General features: G+C 66.5%; 14 protein-coding genes. 6 read left to right on the forward strand and 8 right to left on the reverse strand.

Going from position 1 to position 18,393, the window contains the following annotated elements; genetic code table 11:
* The first annotated feature begins 5 nt into the window (after positions 1–5).
* The 3 genes from AC27VE_RS17810 to AC27VE_RS17820 all read left to right on the forward strand — a co-directional run bounded on the left by AC27VE_RS17810 (position 6) and on the right by AC27VE_RS17820 (position 2,611).
* On the forward strand, positions 6–1,034 hold the full coding sequence (locus AC27VE_RS17810) for a methyltransferase (RefSeq protein WP_488704585.1): 1,029 nt from the start codon (positions 6–8) through the stop codon (positions 1,032–1,034).
* The gene (locus AC27VE_RS17815; protein ID WP_488704586.1) at positions 1,031–2,236 is read left to right on the forward strand and encodes an MFS transporter; all 1,206 of its coding nucleotides are present in this window, start codon (positions 1,031–1,033) and stop codon (positions 2,234–2,236) included. Before AC27VE_RS17810 ends, AC27VE_RS17815 begins: the two co-directional genes overlap by 4 nt.
* 84 nt (positions 2,237–2,320) lie before the next feature.
* A complete protein-coding gene (locus AC27VE_RS17820) occupies positions 2,321–2,611 on the forward strand; it encodes a hypothetical protein (RefSeq protein WP_427957794.1) in 291 nt (96 codons plus the stop codon).
* Between the two features lie 395 nt (positions 2,612–3,006).
* On the opposite strand, the gene AC27VE_RS17825 is transcribed toward AC27VE_RS17820, so the two are convergent.
* A complete protein-coding gene (locus AC27VE_RS17825) occupies positions 3,007–3,864 on the reverse strand; it encodes an IclR family transcriptional regulator (protein ID WP_488704587.1) in 858 nt (285 codons plus the stop codon).
* A 199-nt stretch (positions 3,865–4,063) separates the two neighbouring features.
* On the opposite strand from AC27VE_RS17825, the gene AC27VE_RS17830 reads away from it, so the two are divergent.
* The gene (locus AC27VE_RS17830) at positions 4,064–5,701 is read left to right on the forward strand and encodes a GMC family oxidoreductase (RefSeq protein ID WP_427961898.1); all 1,638 of its coding nucleotides are present in this window, start codon (positions 4,064–4,066) and stop codon (positions 5,699–5,701) included.
* 78 nt (positions 5,702–5,779) lie between these two features.
* On the forward strand, positions 5,780–7,120 hold the full coding sequence (locus AC27VE_RS17835; RefSeq protein WP_427961896.1) for an MFS transporter: 1,341 nt from the start codon (positions 5,780–5,782) through the stop codon (positions 7,118–7,120).
* Positions 7,121–7,141: 21 nt separating this feature from the next.
* Here the strand turns inward: AC27VE_RS17835 and AC27VE_RS17840 are convergent, their stop codons facing one another.
* The 5 genes from AC27VE_RS17840 to AC27VE_RS17860 form a co-directional block, all read right to left on the reverse strand.
* Entirely contained in the window at positions 7,142–8,341 is a 1,200-nt protein-coding gene (locus tag AC27VE_RS17840) for a M20 aminoacylase family protein (protein WP_488704588.1), read from the reverse strand.
* Between the two features lie 64 nt (positions 8,342–8,405).
* Positions 8,406–9,386 (reverse strand): Bug family tripartite tricarboxylate transporter substrate binding protein, encoded by a 981-nt coding sequence (locus AC27VE_RS17845; protein ID WP_488704589.1) that lies wholly within the window; start codon positions 9,384–9,386, stop codon positions 8,406–8,408.
* Positions 9,387–9,623: 237 nt separating this feature from the next.
* Positions 9,624–11,084, reverse strand: a complete 1,461-nt coding sequence (locus AC27VE_RS17850) for an efflux transporter outer membrane subunit (protein WP_488704590.1) — start codon at positions 11,082–11,084, stop codon at positions 9,624–9,626.
* 5 nt (positions 11,085–11,089) lie between these two features.
* Entirely contained in the window at positions 11,090–14,239 is a 3,150-nt protein-coding gene (locus AC27VE_RS17855; protein WP_488704591.1) for a multidrug efflux RND transporter permease subunit, read from the reverse strand.
* Positions 14,240–14,279: 40 nt separating this feature from the next.
* The gene (locus tag AC27VE_RS17860; protein WP_427961886.1) at positions 14,280–15,461 is read right to left on the reverse strand and encodes an efflux RND transporter periplasmic adaptor subunit; all 1,182 of its coding nucleotides are present in this window, start codon (positions 15,459–15,461) and stop codon (positions 14,280–14,282) included.
* Positions 15,462–15,675: 214 nt separating this feature from the next.
* Here AC27VE_RS17860 and AC27VE_RS17865 point away from each other — a divergent pair, with 214 nt between their 5' ends.
* Complete coding sequence (locus tag AC27VE_RS17865; protein ID WP_167389990.1) at positions 15,676–16,248, forward strand: TetR/AcrR family transcriptional regulator; 573 nt, start codon at positions 15,676–15,678, stop codon at positions 16,246–16,248.
* Between the two features lie 20 nt (positions 16,249–16,268).
* Here the strand turns inward: AC27VE_RS17865 and AC27VE_RS17870 are convergent, their stop codons facing one another.
* On the reverse strand, positions 16,269–17,279 hold the full coding sequence (locus tag AC27VE_RS17870; RefSeq protein ID WP_488704592.1) for an aldo/keto reductase: 1,011 nt from the start codon (positions 17,277–17,279) through the stop codon (positions 16,269–16,271).
* Between the two features lie 34 nt (positions 17,280–17,313).
* A complete protein-coding gene (locus tag AC27VE_RS17875) occupies positions 17,314–18,369 on the reverse strand; it encodes a serine hydrolase domain-containing protein (RefSeq protein ID WP_234704787.1) in 1,056 nt (351 codons plus the stop codon).
* Positions 18,370–18,393: the final 24 nt, after the last annotated feature.

Genomic DNA, 18,393 nt, shown 5'->3' on the forward strand with positions numbered 1-18,393 from the left:
CCCTCATGCATACCGACCTTACCCACCCCATGCAGCGCTATTGGAACCTGGCCGCTGCGTCTGTCCAGGCGGCGGCGCTGGACGCCGCGCTGGAACGCGGCGTGCTGGATCACCTGACCGAACCGGCCAGCGCGGCGGAAGTGGCGCAGGCCCTGACCCTGCGCCCCGACCAGACCACGCATCTGCTGGACATGCTGTGGACCCTGGACTTGCTGCACCGCATTGACGGCGACCCGGTGCGCTACCGGTGCCAACCCCAGGCGCGACAGTATTTCTGCCAAGGCCAGCCCGGCTATTGCGCCGACGCGTGGCGCTATCGCCGCCGCTCGCTTTGGCACTTCAGCGAACAACTGGACGCACTCCTGGACCTGGACAGCCCGCCGCCCGAGCCCTACGTGCAAACCAACGCCACCGGCTGGGCCCAGGCGGCACGCGTGCAGATCGGGCAGGAGCAACGCGCCATTGCCGTGGCGGCGGCGCGCGAGGCCGTCGCCTGCGTGCCCGGCGCCGCCGACGCCCGGCGCATCCTGGACCTGGGAGGCGGCCCGGGGCTGATCGGCATCGCGCTGGTTCAAGCCCGCCCCGACAGCACGGGCGTGGTGTTCGACTGGCCCGAGACCGCCGCGGTGGCAAAGGAGAACATCGCGCAGGCCGGCTTAGGCAGCCGCATGACGGTGATCGGCGGCGACCTGGCGGCGGACCCGATCGGGCAGGCATACGACCTGATCTGGTGCTCGTCGGTCCTGCATTTCCTGCCGGACCCCGCCGCCACGCTGCGCAAGATGCATGACGCGCTGGCGCCGGGCGGGCAACTGATCATGGCGCACGCGGAGATCCCCGCCGACGCCCGCGCCGCCGCACGCATGCTGCCCTACTACCTGCCGATGCTGCTGCTGGGCCGCCGCGTGACCCGCGCAGGCGAACTGGGCCGGATGCTGCAAGACAGCGGCTACCAGGACGTGCGCGGCTTTGACTCGGACCGCTTTCCGATGGCGCCCTTGCACGTGTTGTCGGCCCGCAAGGCTGCCGCATGAGCCCCGCCGTGCGCAACGGCCTGCGGCAAGCGCTGTTCGGCTGGCTGAACCTGGCGCTGACGGCGCCGGGTGTGTACCTGTGGCTGGGCTTGCCGCTGGTGCTGCGGCAGCACGGCTGGTCCGGCACGGCCATCGGCTTGTTCCAGCTGGCCAGCCTGCCCACCGTCTTCAAGTTCCTCTTCGCCCTGCCCCTGGACCGGCCCGCACGGCGGCGTGGCAACTATCGCATCTGGGCGGTCGGCCTGTTGTCCGCCTATGCGGCGGTGCTGTGCGCGTTGGGGTGGCGCGACTTGCTGGACGATGGGCGCGTGTTGTTCGCCTTGGCCGCGGCCGCGGCCCTGGCCGGCACGTGGGCCGACGTGCCGGTCAACGCGCTGGCGATCCGCGTCCTGCCCGCGACCAGCCGCGCCTGGGCAGGCGGCATCCGATCGATGGCCCTGTGCCTGGGCGCCATCGCCGGCGGCGGCCTCATGCTGGTCGCCCAAGCCCGCTGGGGCTGGCAGGCACCCTTTGCCATCATGGCCGGTGCGCTGGCGCTGGGCGCGGCGCTGACGGCGTTCGTGAAAGAGGACGGCGAGCCGGAGGTGTCTACCGCTGCCGGCAATGACCGCCTTGCCCTCGCGTCCATCACTGCCTACTTCCGGCTGGATAGCACCCGATGCTGGCTGCCCATGCTGGCGTTGCTGTTTCCCTTCATCGGGTCAGGCTGGTTCTATCTGAAGCCCCTGCTGCTGGATCAGGGGCTGGCACCCGAAAGCGTGGCCTGGCTGGTGGGCGTGGCAGGCGGCGCCGTCGGCGCGGTAGCCAGCGCCTTGTCCGCGCGAGGCAGCAAGCGCTTGCGCCCCGCCGTGACGGTGCCGTGGCATGCGGCAGCCGGCTGCGCCGCCCTGCTGGCGCTCGCCATTGCGGTCTGGCTGCAGGCCCCGCCGCCGGTGCTGATTGCCTGCGCCATGGGCATCGCTGCCGCGATGGGCGCCACCGCGGCGCTGGCGTTCAGCCTGATGATGTCGCATACCCGTCCCGGCTTGGAGGCGCTGGATTACGGCATCCAGTCCAGTGTGTTCTCGCTGACCCGTATTCTGGCGCCGCTGGCGGCCGGCGTGCTGATGGATGCGGCGGGCCAGGCATGGATGCTGACTGCGCTGGGGGTTGCGGCGGCGGGGGTGTGGATGCTGGCGTTGCGCAAATTCGCGCAATGCTGACCCAAACTCTATTTCGGGGACATTGTGGCGACTGACACTGAGCAACGTAAAATGTCAGGCCTCCAGCCTCTACATGCTTTCCTTATGAACCTTGAACGACTGCGCCGCGAATTTCCCGACTTCGATATCACAACCCTGCCGACCATACCCGAAGGGTATTTCGACACGTCGAGCTACATCGATGCCGCTCCTTCATTCGAGAACAAGGAGCGCGGTTTGAAAGTCTATATCGACTACGCCAACTATGCCGACCGCGAATCCGGCAGAAGCCAGCGCTTCTGCGTTTCACGCTACGACGAGGAAGAGGGCGACTACGAGGACGTCGCCCTGTCGACCAACGATTGGGCCGAAGTCATTCGCTTCCTGAGCGCCTGACGCTGCTGCTCAATCCAACAAACCGCAATCGGGATAGGCCCCTTGCGATAAGTCCGAGATGCGCGTCGCCTCGTACGCGCTACGCGGCGAGGTCTTCCTGAGGTGCTTTCACCTCTTTTTCCTTCTTCTCCTTTTTTTCTCCATCGTAATGAGACTTGATGGCGAAAAACATGCCCGTGCCCAACACGAGGATCTTGAACGTACCGAAGACGACAGGGACCCAAAAATTCATCATTTCCTCAAAACGCTGCTTCAGCAGCTTTAATTACGGGTCAAATTTTAGCGTCAAGCTCCATACATATTGTTGAAGCGCGCAAATTCGACGCACCGTTTTCGGTAAGCGATTGATTTCTATAGATTAGTATTTTCGCTTCGAATAGATTTCTACCGCTGGCTCAGCCTCCGGGCCGATGCTGAGCCAGCACCTCGTGCAGCGACTGCGCCGCGCGCTGCAACACTGGCACCGCCCGCAGCAGGTCATCCAGCATGACGCGCGCGGTGGGCGCGTGGCAGGCCACGGCCGCCACTACCCGGTCTTCCGCATCCTTGACCGGCACCGCCACGGCACTCATGCCGCGCACGAATTCCTCGTTGTCGATGCCAATGCCACGCGCCGCCAACCGATCCAATTCTTCTTCCAGCAACGTGGGATCGGTCAAGGTTCGCGGCGTGTTGCGCGTGAGCGGCAAACGGGCCAGCACGCGGCCTCTCTCCAGCCGGTTCATGGATGCCAGGAATAGTTTGCCGCTTGCCGTGCAGTGCATCGGCACGTGGCTGCCCACCGCGAAGAACAGGCGCAGCGGTTCGGTGGTTTCCACCCGTTCCATATAGATCACGCGGTCGCCGTCCGGGGCCGTCAAATTGCAGGTTTCTCCCAGCGTGCCGGCCAGTTGCGCCAGCACAGCGCGGCATGCCCGCGTGAACGCCGAGGCGCGCAAAGTGGACAAAGCCAGTGACGTGGCCTGCGGCCCCGGCACGAAGCCGTGTTCGGTCGGCGTGGCGGCCACGAAGCCGGCACGCTGCATGGCGGCCAACAGGCGCATCAACGTGGTCTTCGGCATGTCCAGGCGCTGCGCCAATTGCGCCAGCGTGGGCGGATGTTGGGCCCGCGCCAAGTGCTCCAGCACCACCAGGGCGCGCAGCGAACGCGCGGCCTCCTGCTGCACGGCGGGCGTGTCGCCGGAAGCGCCGGCAGGCGCCTCTACCGATGCTGCACTGCGATTTTGAAACCGAAGTTGCATGTTCCGTTCCATTTTGCCGCCCCCACGCGTGTTGTGCTTTGCGCGACGCGCCCGCTTCCTAGAATCGCCACAGATCCCCAGCCGAATGCAGCGTCTCTGGGCGCTGCCGGGATCGACCCAGTATATAAGTGCGCCCCGCCGCGGCAAGCAGGGTAAACGCGCCGTCCCGCCGACGTGGCGCAGGCGGACGACAACAGGGAGACAAGGCAATATGTCCGACACCGTGGATGTCATCGTGGTTGGCGCCGGCTCGGCCGGATGCGTGATGGCCAACCGGCTGAGCGCCGACGGCGCACTGTCCGTGTGCCTGCTGGAAGCCGGCCCTAGGGACCGCTCCCCGTGGATACATATCCCCATCGGCTATGGCAAGACGATGTTCCACAAGGTGGTGAACTGGGGCTATTACACCGACCCCGATCCCAACATGCTGGGCCGGCGCATCTACTGGCCGCGCGGCCGCACGCTGGGCGGATCCAGCGCCATCAACGGGCTGATCTACATTCGCGGCCAGCGGCAGGATTACGACGCTTGGCGCGACGCCGGCAACCCGGGATGGGGCTGGGACGATTGCCTGCCGGCCTTCCGCAAGCTGGAAAACAACGACCTGGGCGCGGGGCCCACCCGAGGCGTGGACGGCCCCTTGAACGCCACCTCCATCAAAACGCCTCATCCGCTGGTAGAAGCCATGATCGCGGCGGCCGGCACGCAGGGCGTGCCGCACGTGCAGGACTTCAACACGGGCGACCAGGAAGGCGTGGGCTATTACCAGCTGACCACGCGCAATGGCTGGCGCTGCTCGACGGCAGTGGCCTATCTGCGCCCGGCCGAAGGGCGCCCCAATCTGCGCGTGGAAACCGGCGCCCACACGATGGCCGTGCTGTTCGAAGGCAGCCGCGCCTGCGGCGTGCGCTACCGGCAGGACGGCCAGGTGCGCACGCTGCGCGCACGGCGCGAGGTGGTGCTGTGCGCGGGCGCGCTGCAATCGCCGCAACTGCTGCAACTGTCCGGCGTCGGGCCGGCCGCGCTGCTGCGGCAGTTCGGCATCGGCGTGGTACGGGATCTGCCGGGCGTCGGCGAAAACCTGCAGGACCACCTGCAGATCAGGCTGATCTACGAAACCACGCGGCCCATCACCACCAACGACCAGTTGCGCACGCTGAGTGGCCGCGCCCGCATGGGGCTGCAGTGGCTGCTGTTCCGCGGTGGGCCGCTGGCCGTCGGGATCAACCAGGGCGGCCTGTTCTGCCGGGTGGACCCCGCCAGCCGCACGCCCGACACCCAGTTCCATTTCGCGACCCTGTCGGCCGACCTGGCCGGCGGCAAGGTGCATCCGTTTTCGGGTTGCACGTATTCGGTCTGCCAGTTGCGCCCGTCTTCGCGCGGCCAGGTCCGGCTGCGCAGCGCGGACCCATTCGAGGCGCCCTCCATGCAACCCAATTACCTGTCCACCGAATTGGACCGGCGCATGACGATCGCCGCGGTCAAGTATGCGCGCGCGCTGGCCGCGACGGAACCGCTGGCCGGATTGATGAAGCGCGAATTCCGCCCCGGGCCGGACGTGCGCACGGATGACGAGATCCTGCACTTCTGCCGGGAGTACGGCGCCACCATCTTCCATCCTTCCGGCACCGCCAAGATGGGACCGCGCAGCGATCCGATGGCCGTGGTGGACGAGCGCCTGCGCGTGCACGGCGTGGCCGGCCTGCGCGTGGTGGATTGTTCCATCATGCCCACGCTGGTTTCCGGCAACACCAATGTGCCTGTCGTGATGCTGGCCGAACGCGCAGCCGGATTCATGCTGGAGGATCTGAAGGCAACGCGGCGGCAGGCCGAACTGGTCGCCGCGTAAGGCACGTGTAACCCCCGCAGGAAAGCATGGCGAGCGGCAACGCAGAGTGCCCCGCCCCCCCCATCAAAGGAGACTGGAATGGCCAAGCAGAACGAAGCCGCAGTACGCCGTGTCGTCACCGCGTCGCTGATCGGCGCCACGATCGAGTGGTACGACTTTTTCCTCTACGGTGTCGTGGCGGGCATCGTATTCAACAAGCTGTACTTTCCCACCGGCGACCCGCTGGTCTCGACCATGCTGGCCTACACCACGTTCGCCGTGGGCTTCGTGACGCGGCCGCTCGGCGGCCTGATCTTCGGCCATTTCGGCGACCGCATCGGCAGGAAAAGCATGCTGGTGATGACGCTGATGATCATGGGCGTGTCCACATTCCTCATCGGCCTGGTGCCCACCTACGACAGCATCGGCGTCTGGGCGCCCATCCTGTTGCTGCTGCTGCGCGTGTTCCAGGGCATCGGCCTGGGCGGCGAATGGGGCGGCGCGGTGCTGATGGCGTATGAGTACGCGCCGCCGGGCAAGAAGGGCTTCTACGCGTCGCTGCCGCAGATCGGGCTGGCGATCGGCCTGTGCCTGGCCTCCGGCACCGTGGCGCTGCTGTCCACCTTGCTGACCGACGAGCAGTTCATGGCCTGGGGCTGGCGCATCGCCTTCCTGGCGTCGGCCGCCATGGTGCTGGTGGGCATGTACATCCGCCTGAACATCAAGGAAACGCCCGAGTTCACCGCGGTCAAGGAAAGCAACGCCGAAAGCCGCATTCCCTTCTTCGACATGCTCAAGCGCTACCCGGGCAACGTCTTCAAGGGCATGGGCGCCCGCTACATCGACGGCGTGTTCTTCAACGTGTTCGGCGTGTTCTCGATCTCGTACCTGACGCAAACCGTGCAGATCACGCGAACCGAAGCGCTGACGGGCGTGATGGCCGCGGCCCTGGTGATGTGCTTCTTCATCCCCTTCTTCGGCAGATTGTCCGACCGCATCGGCCGCACCCGCGTCTATTTCTGGGGATCGCTGATCACCGCCGCGGCGTCCTTCCCGGGCTTCTGGCTGATGCTGCACAGCGAAGGCAGCGTGATGCTGATCTGGCTGGCGATCATCATCCCGTTCGGCATTTTCTACGCCGCCATCTATGGCCCCGAGGCCGCCCTGTTCTGCGAGCTTTTCGACGCCAAGGTGCGATACACCGGTATATCGTTCGTCTACCAGTTCTCGGGCATTTTCGCCTCGGGCATCACGCCCATCATTGCCACCGCCCTGCTCAAGACCGGCGGCGGCCAGCCGTGGCTGATCTGCCTGTATGTGCTGTTTGCCGGGGTGGTGTCGGCGCTGTGCGCATGGCTGATCGGGCGCGGCCGGCCGGCGGACGAGCCCGCCAGCCACCCGGCGGCGCCCCTGCCCCGGGCGGGGTTGCGCAAGGCCTGAGCGAGGGGTGAGGCGCCGTACTCAGGCGCGCGGCAGCCTCGCGAACCAGGCTTCGGCCAGCTTCACGAACGCGCTGGCGCCAATCGGCAGCAGCGCGTCGTTGAAGTCGTAGCTGGTGTTGTGGACCAGGCACGGCCCCTCGCCGTGGCCCAGCTCGCGGTGTCCGCCATCGCCATTGCCGATGAAGCAATAGCTGCCGGGCACCGCTTCCAGCATGAAGGAGAAGTCTTCCGCCGCCATGATGGGCGTCTGCGCCAGCAAGCGCTCCTGGCCGACCACCTGGGCCAGCGCTTCGCGCATGAAGGCCGTCTCGGCCTCGTGGTTGATCGTGGACGGATAGTGGCGCGTGAAGACGAAATCGCATTCGGCGCCGAACATCGCGGCCACGTGCTGCGCCACCTCACCCATGCGCCGCTCGATCAGGTCCAGCGTCTCGGCGGTGTAGGCGCGCACCGTGCCGCCCAGTTCGCAGGTGTCGGGGATGACGTTGACGGCCTCGCCCGCCCGCAGCGTGGTCACGGAAATGACGGCCGTCTCAAGCGGCTTCTTGTTGCGGCTGATGATGGTCTGGAAGGCCTCGATCATCTGGCCGGCCGCCGGGATCGGATCGATGGCCAGGTGCGGCATGGCGGCATGGCCCCCCTTGCCGCGTATGGTCACGTGGAACTCGCTGTTGGATGCCAGCACCGGGCCCGGCGACGACGCGAAACAGCCCTCCGGGATGCCCGGCATGTTGTGCATGCCGAACACGGCCTCCATCGGAAATTTCTCGAACAGGCCGTCGCGCATCATCTCGCGCGCGCCGCCGCCGCGTTCTTCAGCGGGCTGGAAGATCAGGTAGACGGTGCCGTCGAAATTGCGGTGGCGCGCCAGGTACTGGGCCGCGCCCAGCAGCATGGCGGTGTGGCCATCATGGCCGCAGGCGTGCATCACGCCCGCGTGCTTGCTGGCGTGCGCGAACTGGTTCGCTTCCTGCATGGGCAGCGCGTCCATGTCGGCGCGCAGCCCCAGTGTGCGCGACGAGGTGCCGTTGCGGATCACGCCTACCAGGCCCGTCTTGCCGAAGCCCCGGTGCAGCTCGATGCCCCAGCTCTCCAGCAGCTCGGCCACCCGTTGCGCAGTGCGGTTCTCCTCGAATGCCAGTTCGGGATGGGCGTGGATGTCGCGCCGGACGTCTCGAATGGCGGGGGCGTTTTCAACAATCTCTTCAATCAGGTTCATGGCTACCGGTGCCGGCTCCCCGCAGGGAGCCGTTGATTCCAGGGTTGGAGGGAAAGGATGAGGATCAATCGGGCTTGATGCCCAGCTTGCGCAGCACGGGGCCGGTGGCCTCGCGCTCGTCGGCGACGCGCTGCGCGAAGGCGCTGGCCTCCAGATGGTACGGCAGCGAGCCGTGGCTGGCGTACATCTGGCGCATGGCGCCGTCCTGCTGCGCGCGGCCGATCTCGGCGTTCAGGCGCTTGACGATGGCTTCCGGCGTGCCCGCACGCGCGGCCAGCCCAAGCCACACCGCGCCTTCGAAGCCGCGGAAGTCCTGCTGCGCCAGCGTCGGCGCGCGGCCAAAGGCGGCATCGGGCACCGCGTCGCTGATGGCCAGCACGCGCAGGCGCCCTTCCTTGACCATCGGTTCGACCAGCGCGGTGCCGGCGAAATACATCTGCGTATCGCCGGCAAGCACCGAATTGAGCGCGCCCGTACCCGTCTTGAACGGCACGTGCATGATGTCCACGCCGGCCTGTTCGCGCAGCATTTCGAACAGCACATGTGGCGGGCTGCCGTTGCCCGAAGACGCATAGTTCAGCCGGCCCGGCTGCTGGCGAGCCAGCGCGAACAACTGCGCCAGCGACTGCGCCGGCACCTTGTCGTTGACCGTCAGCGCCATGGGGATGACGGCCAGCGGACTGACTGGTACTACATCGCGCACCGGGTCATACGTCAGCGCGGGAAAGATGTAGGGGTTCCACACCAGATGGGCGTTGGTGACGAGCGCCAGCGTGTATCCGTCGGCGGGCGCCGACTTCAGTTGCTGCATGGCCAGCAGACCGCCCGCGCCGGGCTTGTTTTCAACGACGACAGGCTGGCCGAATGCGTTATGCAACCGTTCGGCCAGCGGCCGCGCGAACAGGTCAGGCAGGCTGCCCGGCCCGCCGTTGACCACAATGGTCATCGGCCGGGCGGGCCAATCGGCCGCACTGGCGGGCACCGCGACCGCCAGCGCCGCGCAAGCGGCCAGACCGCCCCAGGCACGCCGTAACCACGAACGCAAGAACCCGGCGCCGCGTGCCGCCTGCGCACGCCCGGCACGCGGGGACGCCGCGCGGGATAACTGCCGGCACGGCCGGCTGTCGCTTGGACGTATCACTGCTTGTCTCCTCGTGCGCCTGCCGCCGGCGAAAAGCCAGGGAATGGCAGCCGGCTCTCTGGCGGCGCTTTTTTTCTACGATAAGCAGCATAAATCTCGACGTCAATATCTTTTATCGAGATTTTGGAAAATAGGGCTAAATCATCCCTCCCCGGCTCCGGCAGCCGCGACCGGCGGCCGTTCGCCCGGCCAGCCGCCGCCCAAGGCCTTGAACAGGCTTGCCAGGGCCATCTGGCGCTGGGTGCTGACCTCGATATAGCTCAGCTGGTCGGTAAACGCGCTGCGCTGAGCGTCCAGGTAACGCAGATGGCTATCCACGCCGCCACGGTAGCGGGCTTCCGACAGGCGCATGGCTTCCAGGCTGGACTCGGCCAAGGCCCGGCGCGACGCCTCCTCGCGCCGCAGGGTGTCGGTGGCCGCCAACGCGTCGGCCACTTCCTTGAACGCCGTCTGGATGGTCTTTTCGTAGGCCGCGACCGCAATGTCCTTACGCACGTGCGACAGATCCAGGTTGGCGGTATTGCGGCCGCCCGCGAAGATCGGCAGCGTGATCTGCGGCGTGAACGACCAGGCGCGCTGGCCGCCGTCGAACAGGTTGGATAGGTCGGCGCTGGACGATCCGAACAGGCCGGTCAGCGAAATGCTGGGAAAGAACGCCGCCCGCGCGGCACCGATGCTGGCGTTGCGCGACTGCAGCTGATGCTCGGCTGCCAGGATGTCGGGCCGGCGCTCCAGCAGTTCAGAGGGCGCGCCCGCCGCGATTTCTTGCAGCAGCACGGGGGAAGCCGCCAGTTGCTGCGGCAGGTAGGGTCCCAGGTCGTTCACGCCCACCAGCAGCGCCAGCGCGTTGCCGGCCTGCCGCACTTCGCGGTCCATGCGCTCCAGTTCCGCCCGCGCCTGCTCGGTCAAGCCCAGCGCCTCCTGGTAATCCAGCGCCGTGGCCGCGCCGGCCTGGCGCCGCTTGACGATCAGTTCCAGCGACGATTCGCGGCTGGCCAGCGTCTGGCGCGTGACCAGCAGGCGGCGCTGCGCGCTGTCGCGCGTCAGATAGGCCTGGATCACTTCGGCCACCAGGCTGATCCGCGTGCTGTGCGCGGTTTCCTCGGTTGCCAGGTATTCCTGCAACGCGGCGTCCGACAGGCTGCGCACGCGACCGAACAGATCGATCTCGAACGAGGTCAGCCCGATTCCCGCCTGGTAGGTGCTTTGCACGCCGGCGCTGCCGGTACTGCTCAAGTCGCCCGGCACCCGTTGGCGCGTGCCCGTGCCTTGGGCGTTGATGCCCGGCAGGCGGTCCGCGCGTTCGATCCGGTACTGCGCCCGCGCCGCTTCGATGTTCAGCACTGCCTGGCGCAGGTCGCGGTTGTTCTCAAGCGCCAGCGCCACCAGCTGCCGCAGCGGCGCATCGGTCACGAACGACTGCCAGTCCAGCGTAGCCGCCGCCGACGGCGCGGCCGTTGCGGCCGGCTGATTGAACTGCGCCGGATACTGCGCGGGAATCGGCGCATCGGGCCGCTGGTGCACCGGCGCCAGCGAGCATCCCGCCAGCACCGCGCTCAGCGCCAGGGCGCCCAGGCGCAAGGGGAAAAAGGTTTGCATCATGAGTCTTACTCCTCGGCCGTGCGCGGGGCCGGCAAGGGTTCGGATGCCGGCCGGCCGCGTTGCTTCGACACCAGCGACAGCACCCACACAAAGAAGATGGGCACGAAGATCACGCCCAGCAGCGTGGCGGTCAGCATGCCGCCAATCACGCCCACGCCCAGGGCACGCTGGCTGGCGGCGCCCGCGCCGCTGGCCAACGCCAGCGGCACCACGCCCAGGATGAACGCCAGCGACGTCATCACAATGGGGCGGAAGCGCAGCTTGGCGGCCTGGATGGCGGCGTCCATCAGCGAATGGCCCTGCTCGCGCAGGCTCTTGGCGAACTCCACGATCAGGATCGCGTTCTTGGCCGCCAGCCCGATGATGGTGATGAGGCCGACCTTGAAGTACACGTCGTTCGACATGCCCAGCACCGTTACCGCCAGCACCGACCCGAGCGCGCCGATCGGCACGATCAACATGACGGACGCGGGGATGGCCCAGCTTTCATACAGGGCGACCATCAAAAGGAACACCACCAGGAACGCCAGCGCGAACAGCATCGGCGCCTGCGCCCCGGCGAACTTCTCCTGGTAGGACAGGCCCGTCCATTCATAGCCGATGCCGCTGGGCAGTTCCGACACGATGCGCTCGATCTCGGCCATCGCCTCGCCGGTGCTGCGCCCGGGCATCGCGTCGCCCGCGATCTTGAACGCCGGATAACCGTTGTAGCGCGAGATCTGCACCGGGCCGTTCTCCCAACTGGTCTGGACGAACGCGCTCAGCGGGACCATGCCGCCCGACTTGTTGCGCACGTTCAGCATCAGGATGCTCTCGGGCGTCATGCGGTCGCGCACGTCCGCCTGCACCACCACGCGCTGCAAGCGCCCGGCGTTGGCGAAGTCGTTGATGGTGGCGGACCCGTAGGCCGACGAGATCGCCGTGCTGATCGTGTCGAACCCGATGCCCAGCGCTTCCGCCTTCTGGCGGTCGATGTCCAGGCGCAACTGCGGCGCGTCGGCCAGGCCTTCCATCATGGCGTAGGCGATTACCGGCGAACTGTTGGCCTTGGCCAGCAGCTGGTTGCGCGCATCCGTCAGGGCCGCGCGGCCCAGGCCGCCGCGGTCTTGCAGGCGCAGCGCGAAGCCGCCGGAGTTACCCAGGCCGTCGATGGGCGGCGGGTTCACCGCCATGATCGAACCATCGTCGATGGCCGCAAAGCGCGCGTTCACGCTGTTGGCCACGTCGCTGGCGGCCTGGCCCTTGCCGCGCTCGGACCAGTCCTTCAGCGTCGGGAACGCGATGCCGGCGTTCTGGCCCGTGCCCGAAAAGCTGAAGCCCATCACCGTGAAGGCGTCGCCCATCGCGTCCAGCGACATCAGGTGCTGCTCGACGTCCGCCACGACCTTGTCGGTGCGGGTGTGGGTGGCCCCGGGCGGCAACTGGACGTCGACGATCACATAACCCTGGTCTTCCGGCGGCACGAACGATTCCGGCACGCGCACATACAGCACGCCCAGCACCGCCACGATCGCCACGTAGATCACCATGTAGCGGCCGGTGCGCTTGACCAGCCGCGTGTTCAGCGCCTCGAAGCGCCCGGTCAGGTGGTTGAAGCTGCGGTTGAACCAGCCGAAAAATCCTTTCTTTTCATCGTGATGGCCCTTGGGGATGGGCTTTAGGAACGTGGCGCACAGGGCGGGCGTGAACGTCAGCGCCAGGAAGCCGGAGAACAGGATCGACACTGCCAGCGACAGCGAGAACTGCTGGTAGATCACGCCGACCGAACCGCTCATGAACGCCAGCGGCAGGAACACGGCGGACAGCACCAGCGTGATGCCGACGATGGCGCCCGACACCTGCTCCATCGCCTTGATCGTGGCCTCGCGCGGCGGCAAGCCTTCTTCGGCCATGATGCGTTCCACGTTCTCGACCACCACGATGGCGTCGTCCACCAGGATGCCGATCGCCAGCACCATGCCGAACATCGTCATCATGTTCACCGAGAAGCCCAGCACGGACATCACCGCGAACGTGCCCAACAGGCACACGGGCACCACGATCGTGGGGATCAGCGTGTAGCGGATGTTCTGCAGGAACAGGAACATCACCAGGAAGACCAGCACCATCGCCTCAAGCAGCGTGTGCACGACCTTTTCAATTGCCACGCTGACAAAACGCGACGTGTCGAACGGCACCGAGAATTCCACGTCTTCCGGGAACGAGGCGGACAGCTCCTGCAGACGCGCCTTCACGGCCTTGACCGTATCGATCGCATTGGCGCCGGGCGCCAGCTGCACCGCCGCGCCGACCGACTTCTTGCCATTCAGGCGCGTTTCAAAGTCGTAGCTCTGGCGGCCCACTTCCAGGCGCGCCACGTCGGCCAGGTGCACGGACGAGCCGTCGTCGTTGGCGCGCAGCACGATCCTGCCGAATTCTTCCGGCGAATCCAGCATGCCTTTCACGGCCAGGGTGGCCGTCAGTTCCTGCTCGGCCGAACCGGGACGGCTGCCGAAGCTGCCTGCCGGCACCTGCACGTTCTGGGCGGCGATGGCGGCATTGACGTCGGCCACCGACAGGCCCAGGCCCAGCAACTTCTGCGGGTCGATCCACACCCGCATGGCGGCTTCGGCGCCGAAGAACTGCACCTTGCCCACGCCGTCGACGCGACGGATTTCGTTGTTGATATGGCGCGCCGCGTAGTCCGACAGGCCCACCACGTCCTTGTGTGCGTCGTCGCCCTTGTAGGTCAGGGCGTAGATCATCAGGAAGTTCGAGCTGGCCTGCTCGACCTGCAGGCCCTGCTGCGTCACGGCGGACGGCAGGCGGGCTTCCGCCTTCTTGATGCGGTTTTGCACGTCGACCTGGGCCAGGTCGGGGTCCGTGCCCGGCTCGAACGTGACGGTGATTTCCGCGCTGCCGCTGGAGCTGCTGGACGACTCGTAGTACAGCATGTGCTTGGCGCCGTTCAGCTCTTCTTCGATGACGCTCGTCACCGAATCGACCAGCACCGAGGCGGAGGCGCCCGGGTACACGGCGGCGATGGTCACCTGGGGCGGCGCCACCACCGGAAACTGCGAGACCGGCAGCGACGGAATCGCCAACAAGCCCGCCAGCGAAATGAAGATGGCCACCACCCACGCGAAATTGGGGCGGCCAATGAAAAACTTGGACATGATCTATCCTTGCGAAGGCATGGGGTGCGCGGGTGGACGGTCAGTTCGCGGCAGAGGCGGACGCCTTGCCAGCGGCCGCGACCTTGGGCTCGGCCGCCGGCGTCACGCTGACTTTCTGGCCGGGCACGGCGGCGTTGACGCCGCCCACGATGACGCGGTCGCCCGCGTTCAGGCCCTCCACGATGTGCCAGTCGCCGCCGCGCATCGTGCCGGTCTGCACCAGGCGGGACTCCACGACCTCGTCCTTGCCCACCACCATCACCTGCGGCTTGCCGTCGGTGCTGCGCAGCACGGCGCGCTGCGGCACCAGGATAGCTTCGGGGTCCACCCCTTGCCGCGTCTGCACGCGCACGTACATGCCCGGCAGCAGCAACACGTCGGGGTTGGCGAATTCGCCGCGCACGGACACCTGCCCCGTGGTCCGGTCCACCGCGATGTCCGAAAACAGCAGGCGCCCGTTGCGCTTCTGGTCGGTGCCGTCGATGGTGAGGGAAATGGCGGCGCCCTCGCCCTGCCCCAGGCTGCCGTCCTGCAGCGCGGCGCGCATGCGCAGCATGTCCGCGACAGGCTGGGTGAAGTCCACGTAGATCGGGTCCAGTTGCTGGATCTTCGCCATGACCGTGGCCTCGTTCTGACCCACCAGCGCGCCTTCGGTGACCTGGGCGCGGCCGATGCGCCCCGAAATCGGCGCCTTGACCGTGGCGTAGTCCAGGTTCAATTGCGCGGTTTCCACGTCGGCCTGCGCCGAGCGGCGCGCGGCCTGGGCGCTCTTGAGCGTGGTGGTGGCGGTGTCGAAGTCCTGCTGGCTCACGGCTTCGATCTTGACCAGCGGCGTATAGCGCTTGACGATGGCCTGGGCGTCCGACACGGCGGCATCCGCCTTGGCCAGTTCGCCCTGGGCGCGCGACAACGCCGCCTTGAACGGCGCCGGATCAATGCGGAACAGCACGTCACCCGCCTTCACGTCGGCGCCTTCCTCGAAATTGCGGCTAAGCACGATGCCCGCCACGCGGGCACGCACTTCCGCCACCCGCATGGGTTCCACCCGCCCCGGCAACGCGCTGGTCAGCGCGTAGCGTTCGGGTTGCACCGCCAGCACCTGCACGGCGCGGGGCTCGGACGCCTGCGAATGCGCGTCCTCTCCAGCCCCGCAACCAGCCAAAACGATCGACATCACCAACGCCGTCAGGGGCCATTGCCACCTGGTCTGATTCTTCAACATAGCAACCCCCGCCCGCGGCGTCCTGAATTCAACAAGTCGCTGATGCTACCCGATTGCTTAATTTGAATCAATAACGATTCATTTGGTTCTGTGAAGTTGATTGCACGGCGCTTAACAAGTTTTTACTTGCCAACTTCGCCAAAGTTTGTACAAAGTGAATCACGCATGATTCAATAGCGCATGATCAAGTTCCATGACAGAACGGGGGCAGAAAATGTCTGACGAGGCGGGGCACGAAAAACTTCTGGTGGCGTTGGCGATGGCAATGGTCGACCAGCCCAGGGGCACCCTGCAGGAACTGGCCAAAGCCGTGGGCGTGAGCAAAGCGACGCTATACCGCTTCTGTCAGACGCGGGACCAGCTGGTCCTGCGACTCACGACGCATTGCGCCCACGTCATGAAGAAGGCGCTGGCGGACTCGCATCTGGATACGGCGCCGCCGCAAGAGGCGCTGCGCAACCTGATCCATCAGAATCTGGCGCACAAGGAATTGACGGCTTTCCTGATGTACAACTGGAAGCCCGACAACGAGCAGCAGCCCGACATCATGAACAGCTGGTCGGGGTATCAGGAATCGCTGGACGCGTTCTTCCTGCGGGGGCAGCGCGAAGGCGCCTTCCGCGTGGACATGACGGCGGCGGCGCTGACGGAGATGTTGTTCGGCGTGCTGACCAGCATGGTGGACGCCGAACGCCGCGGACGCGTCGCCCGCCTGGGCATTGCGTCCGTGGTCGAGCAGATGATGCTGCACGGCATTGCTGCCGAACCGGTGCGCGCCCCGGCCTGAGGCGCGTTCCCGGAATACCTTTATGCAGCGGCTACCGGCCGCCCGTAGAACGGGTAGTTCGGGTCGTTGTAGCCGTGCGTCGACGCATGGCCAGGCGTCACCCAGCCGTCCACGACGGCTTCGTCTTCCGCCGTGATCTTCACGTCCAGCGCCGCATAGTAGTCGTCCATCTGCGCCATCGTGCGCGGGCCGGCGATCACGCTCGTGATGACCGGATTGGCCAGCACCCAGGCGGTGGCGAAGTGGCCCGGCTGCACGCCGCGCGCCGCGCTGTGCTGAACCAGCTGCTGCGCGATCTGCAGGGACTCTTCACGGAATTCGGTAGCCAGGATGCGGCGGTCGCCACGCCCGGCACGGGTATCGGCCGCCGGCGCCTGGCCGGGCAGGTACTTGCCCGTGAGCACGCCGCGCGCGATGGGGCTGTACGGCACCACGCCCAGCCCGTAATGCTTGCAGGCGGGCAGGATTTCCACTTCCGGACCGCGATTGAGCATGTTGTAGTACGGCTGGCACACCACCGGTTGCGGCACGCCCAGCTTTTCGGCGAGGCGCATGACCTCGGCAATGCGCCACCCGCGGAAGTTCGACAGGCCGAAGCTGCGCAGCTTGCCCGCGCGGATCAGGTCGCCCAGCGCCCACAGCGCTTCTTCCAGGTTTTCCTCGTGGTAGTCGCGATGCAGGTACAGGATGTCCATGAAATCCGTGCCCAGGCGCGAGAGGCTTTGCTCCACGCCGCGCATCAGCCACTGGCGCGAATAATGGGCCTGGTTCGGGCCCTTGCCCACCGGATTGCCGATCTTGCTGGCCAGCACCCAGTCGTGGCGCTGCCCTTGCAGCAGCTTGCCCACCACCTCTTCCGAACGGCCTTCGTTGTAGACGTCGGCCGTATCGATGAAATTCAAGCCATGGTCGCGCGCCGACGCGACAATGCGCGCCGCCTCGTCATCAGGCGTCTGTTCTCCGAACATCATGGTGCCCAGGCATAGCGGCGAAACGCGCAGATTGCTGGTTCCCAGTCGGCGGTAGTTCATGGCTTCATTCCTTGGTCGGTAAGAGGTCAGAATGTTACGCCTGTGGCGCGTCCACCGCTGCAAGGATCTTGCCGAACAGTGCATCCGCATGGGCGGAATTCAGCCAGCGCACGATCACCACCATCTTGCGCTCGGGCTCCACCCAGGTAAACGAACTGCCCGCGCCCACGCCGAAGAAGCTGCTGGCCGGCACGCTGGGGAACACGCGGCCTTCGTGGTTCAGCCAGATCAGGTAGCCGTAATACGGCGCGATGGCGCAGGGCGTGCGCATCGCTTGAATCCATTCCCGCGACAGGATCTGCTTGCCGTTTGCCTGGCCGTCGTTCAGCAGCATCTGGCCGATCAGCGCCTGGTCGCGCGCGCTGATGGACATGCCGCCGCCCCAATGGGATCCGCCCGGCACCGATGGCATGCGCTGGCCGTCGATCTCGACCCAGGCGGTGTCGTAGCCCACCCATTGCCAGTCTTCGCTCGCGCCGATGGGGCGCGTGACGGCTTCGCGGAACACGTCCGGCAGCGGCTTGCGGAACAAGTGCAGCAGCGCGTAGGACAGCTGGTTGATGCGCACGTCGTTGTATTCCCAGTAGGTACCGGGGCGCTGCAAGGGGCGCGCGTCGCCCTTCTTGCCATCGGGCGGCACGCCGAACGTGACGGCGCGATAGCGGTCCGCCTGGTCCGACACGCCGAAGCGCTCGCCTTCCCATTCGCTGGTCTGCTGCAACAGGTGACGCCACGTGATGTCGGCGTTCTGGCCTTCGTCGAAACCGATGCCGGGCACCCGCTTGCCGACGGGCTCGTCCACATCGGGCAGCAGGCCGCGGTCGTGCGCCACGCCCGCCAGGATCGCCAGATACAGCTTGGCCACGCTGAAGGTCAGGTCGGCACGCTCGGGCTCGCCCCAGGACGCGACGGTCTTGCCGTCGACCACGACCACACCCGATACCGGGCCGCGGTCATGGATCGGCCCCAGCAGGCGGTTCCAGGGCGGCGGATCGTTCAGGTGCACGCCGAAATTTCCCTTGACGCTGCGGTCCCAGGTGGATTCGTGTTCATTGGCGAACTGGATCGCCTGCTGCATAAGCGTGTTCATTGCTTCCCTCGTTATTGTGGTGTG

Source organism: Achromobacter sp. 18P8.1.1, assembly GCF_057799415.1.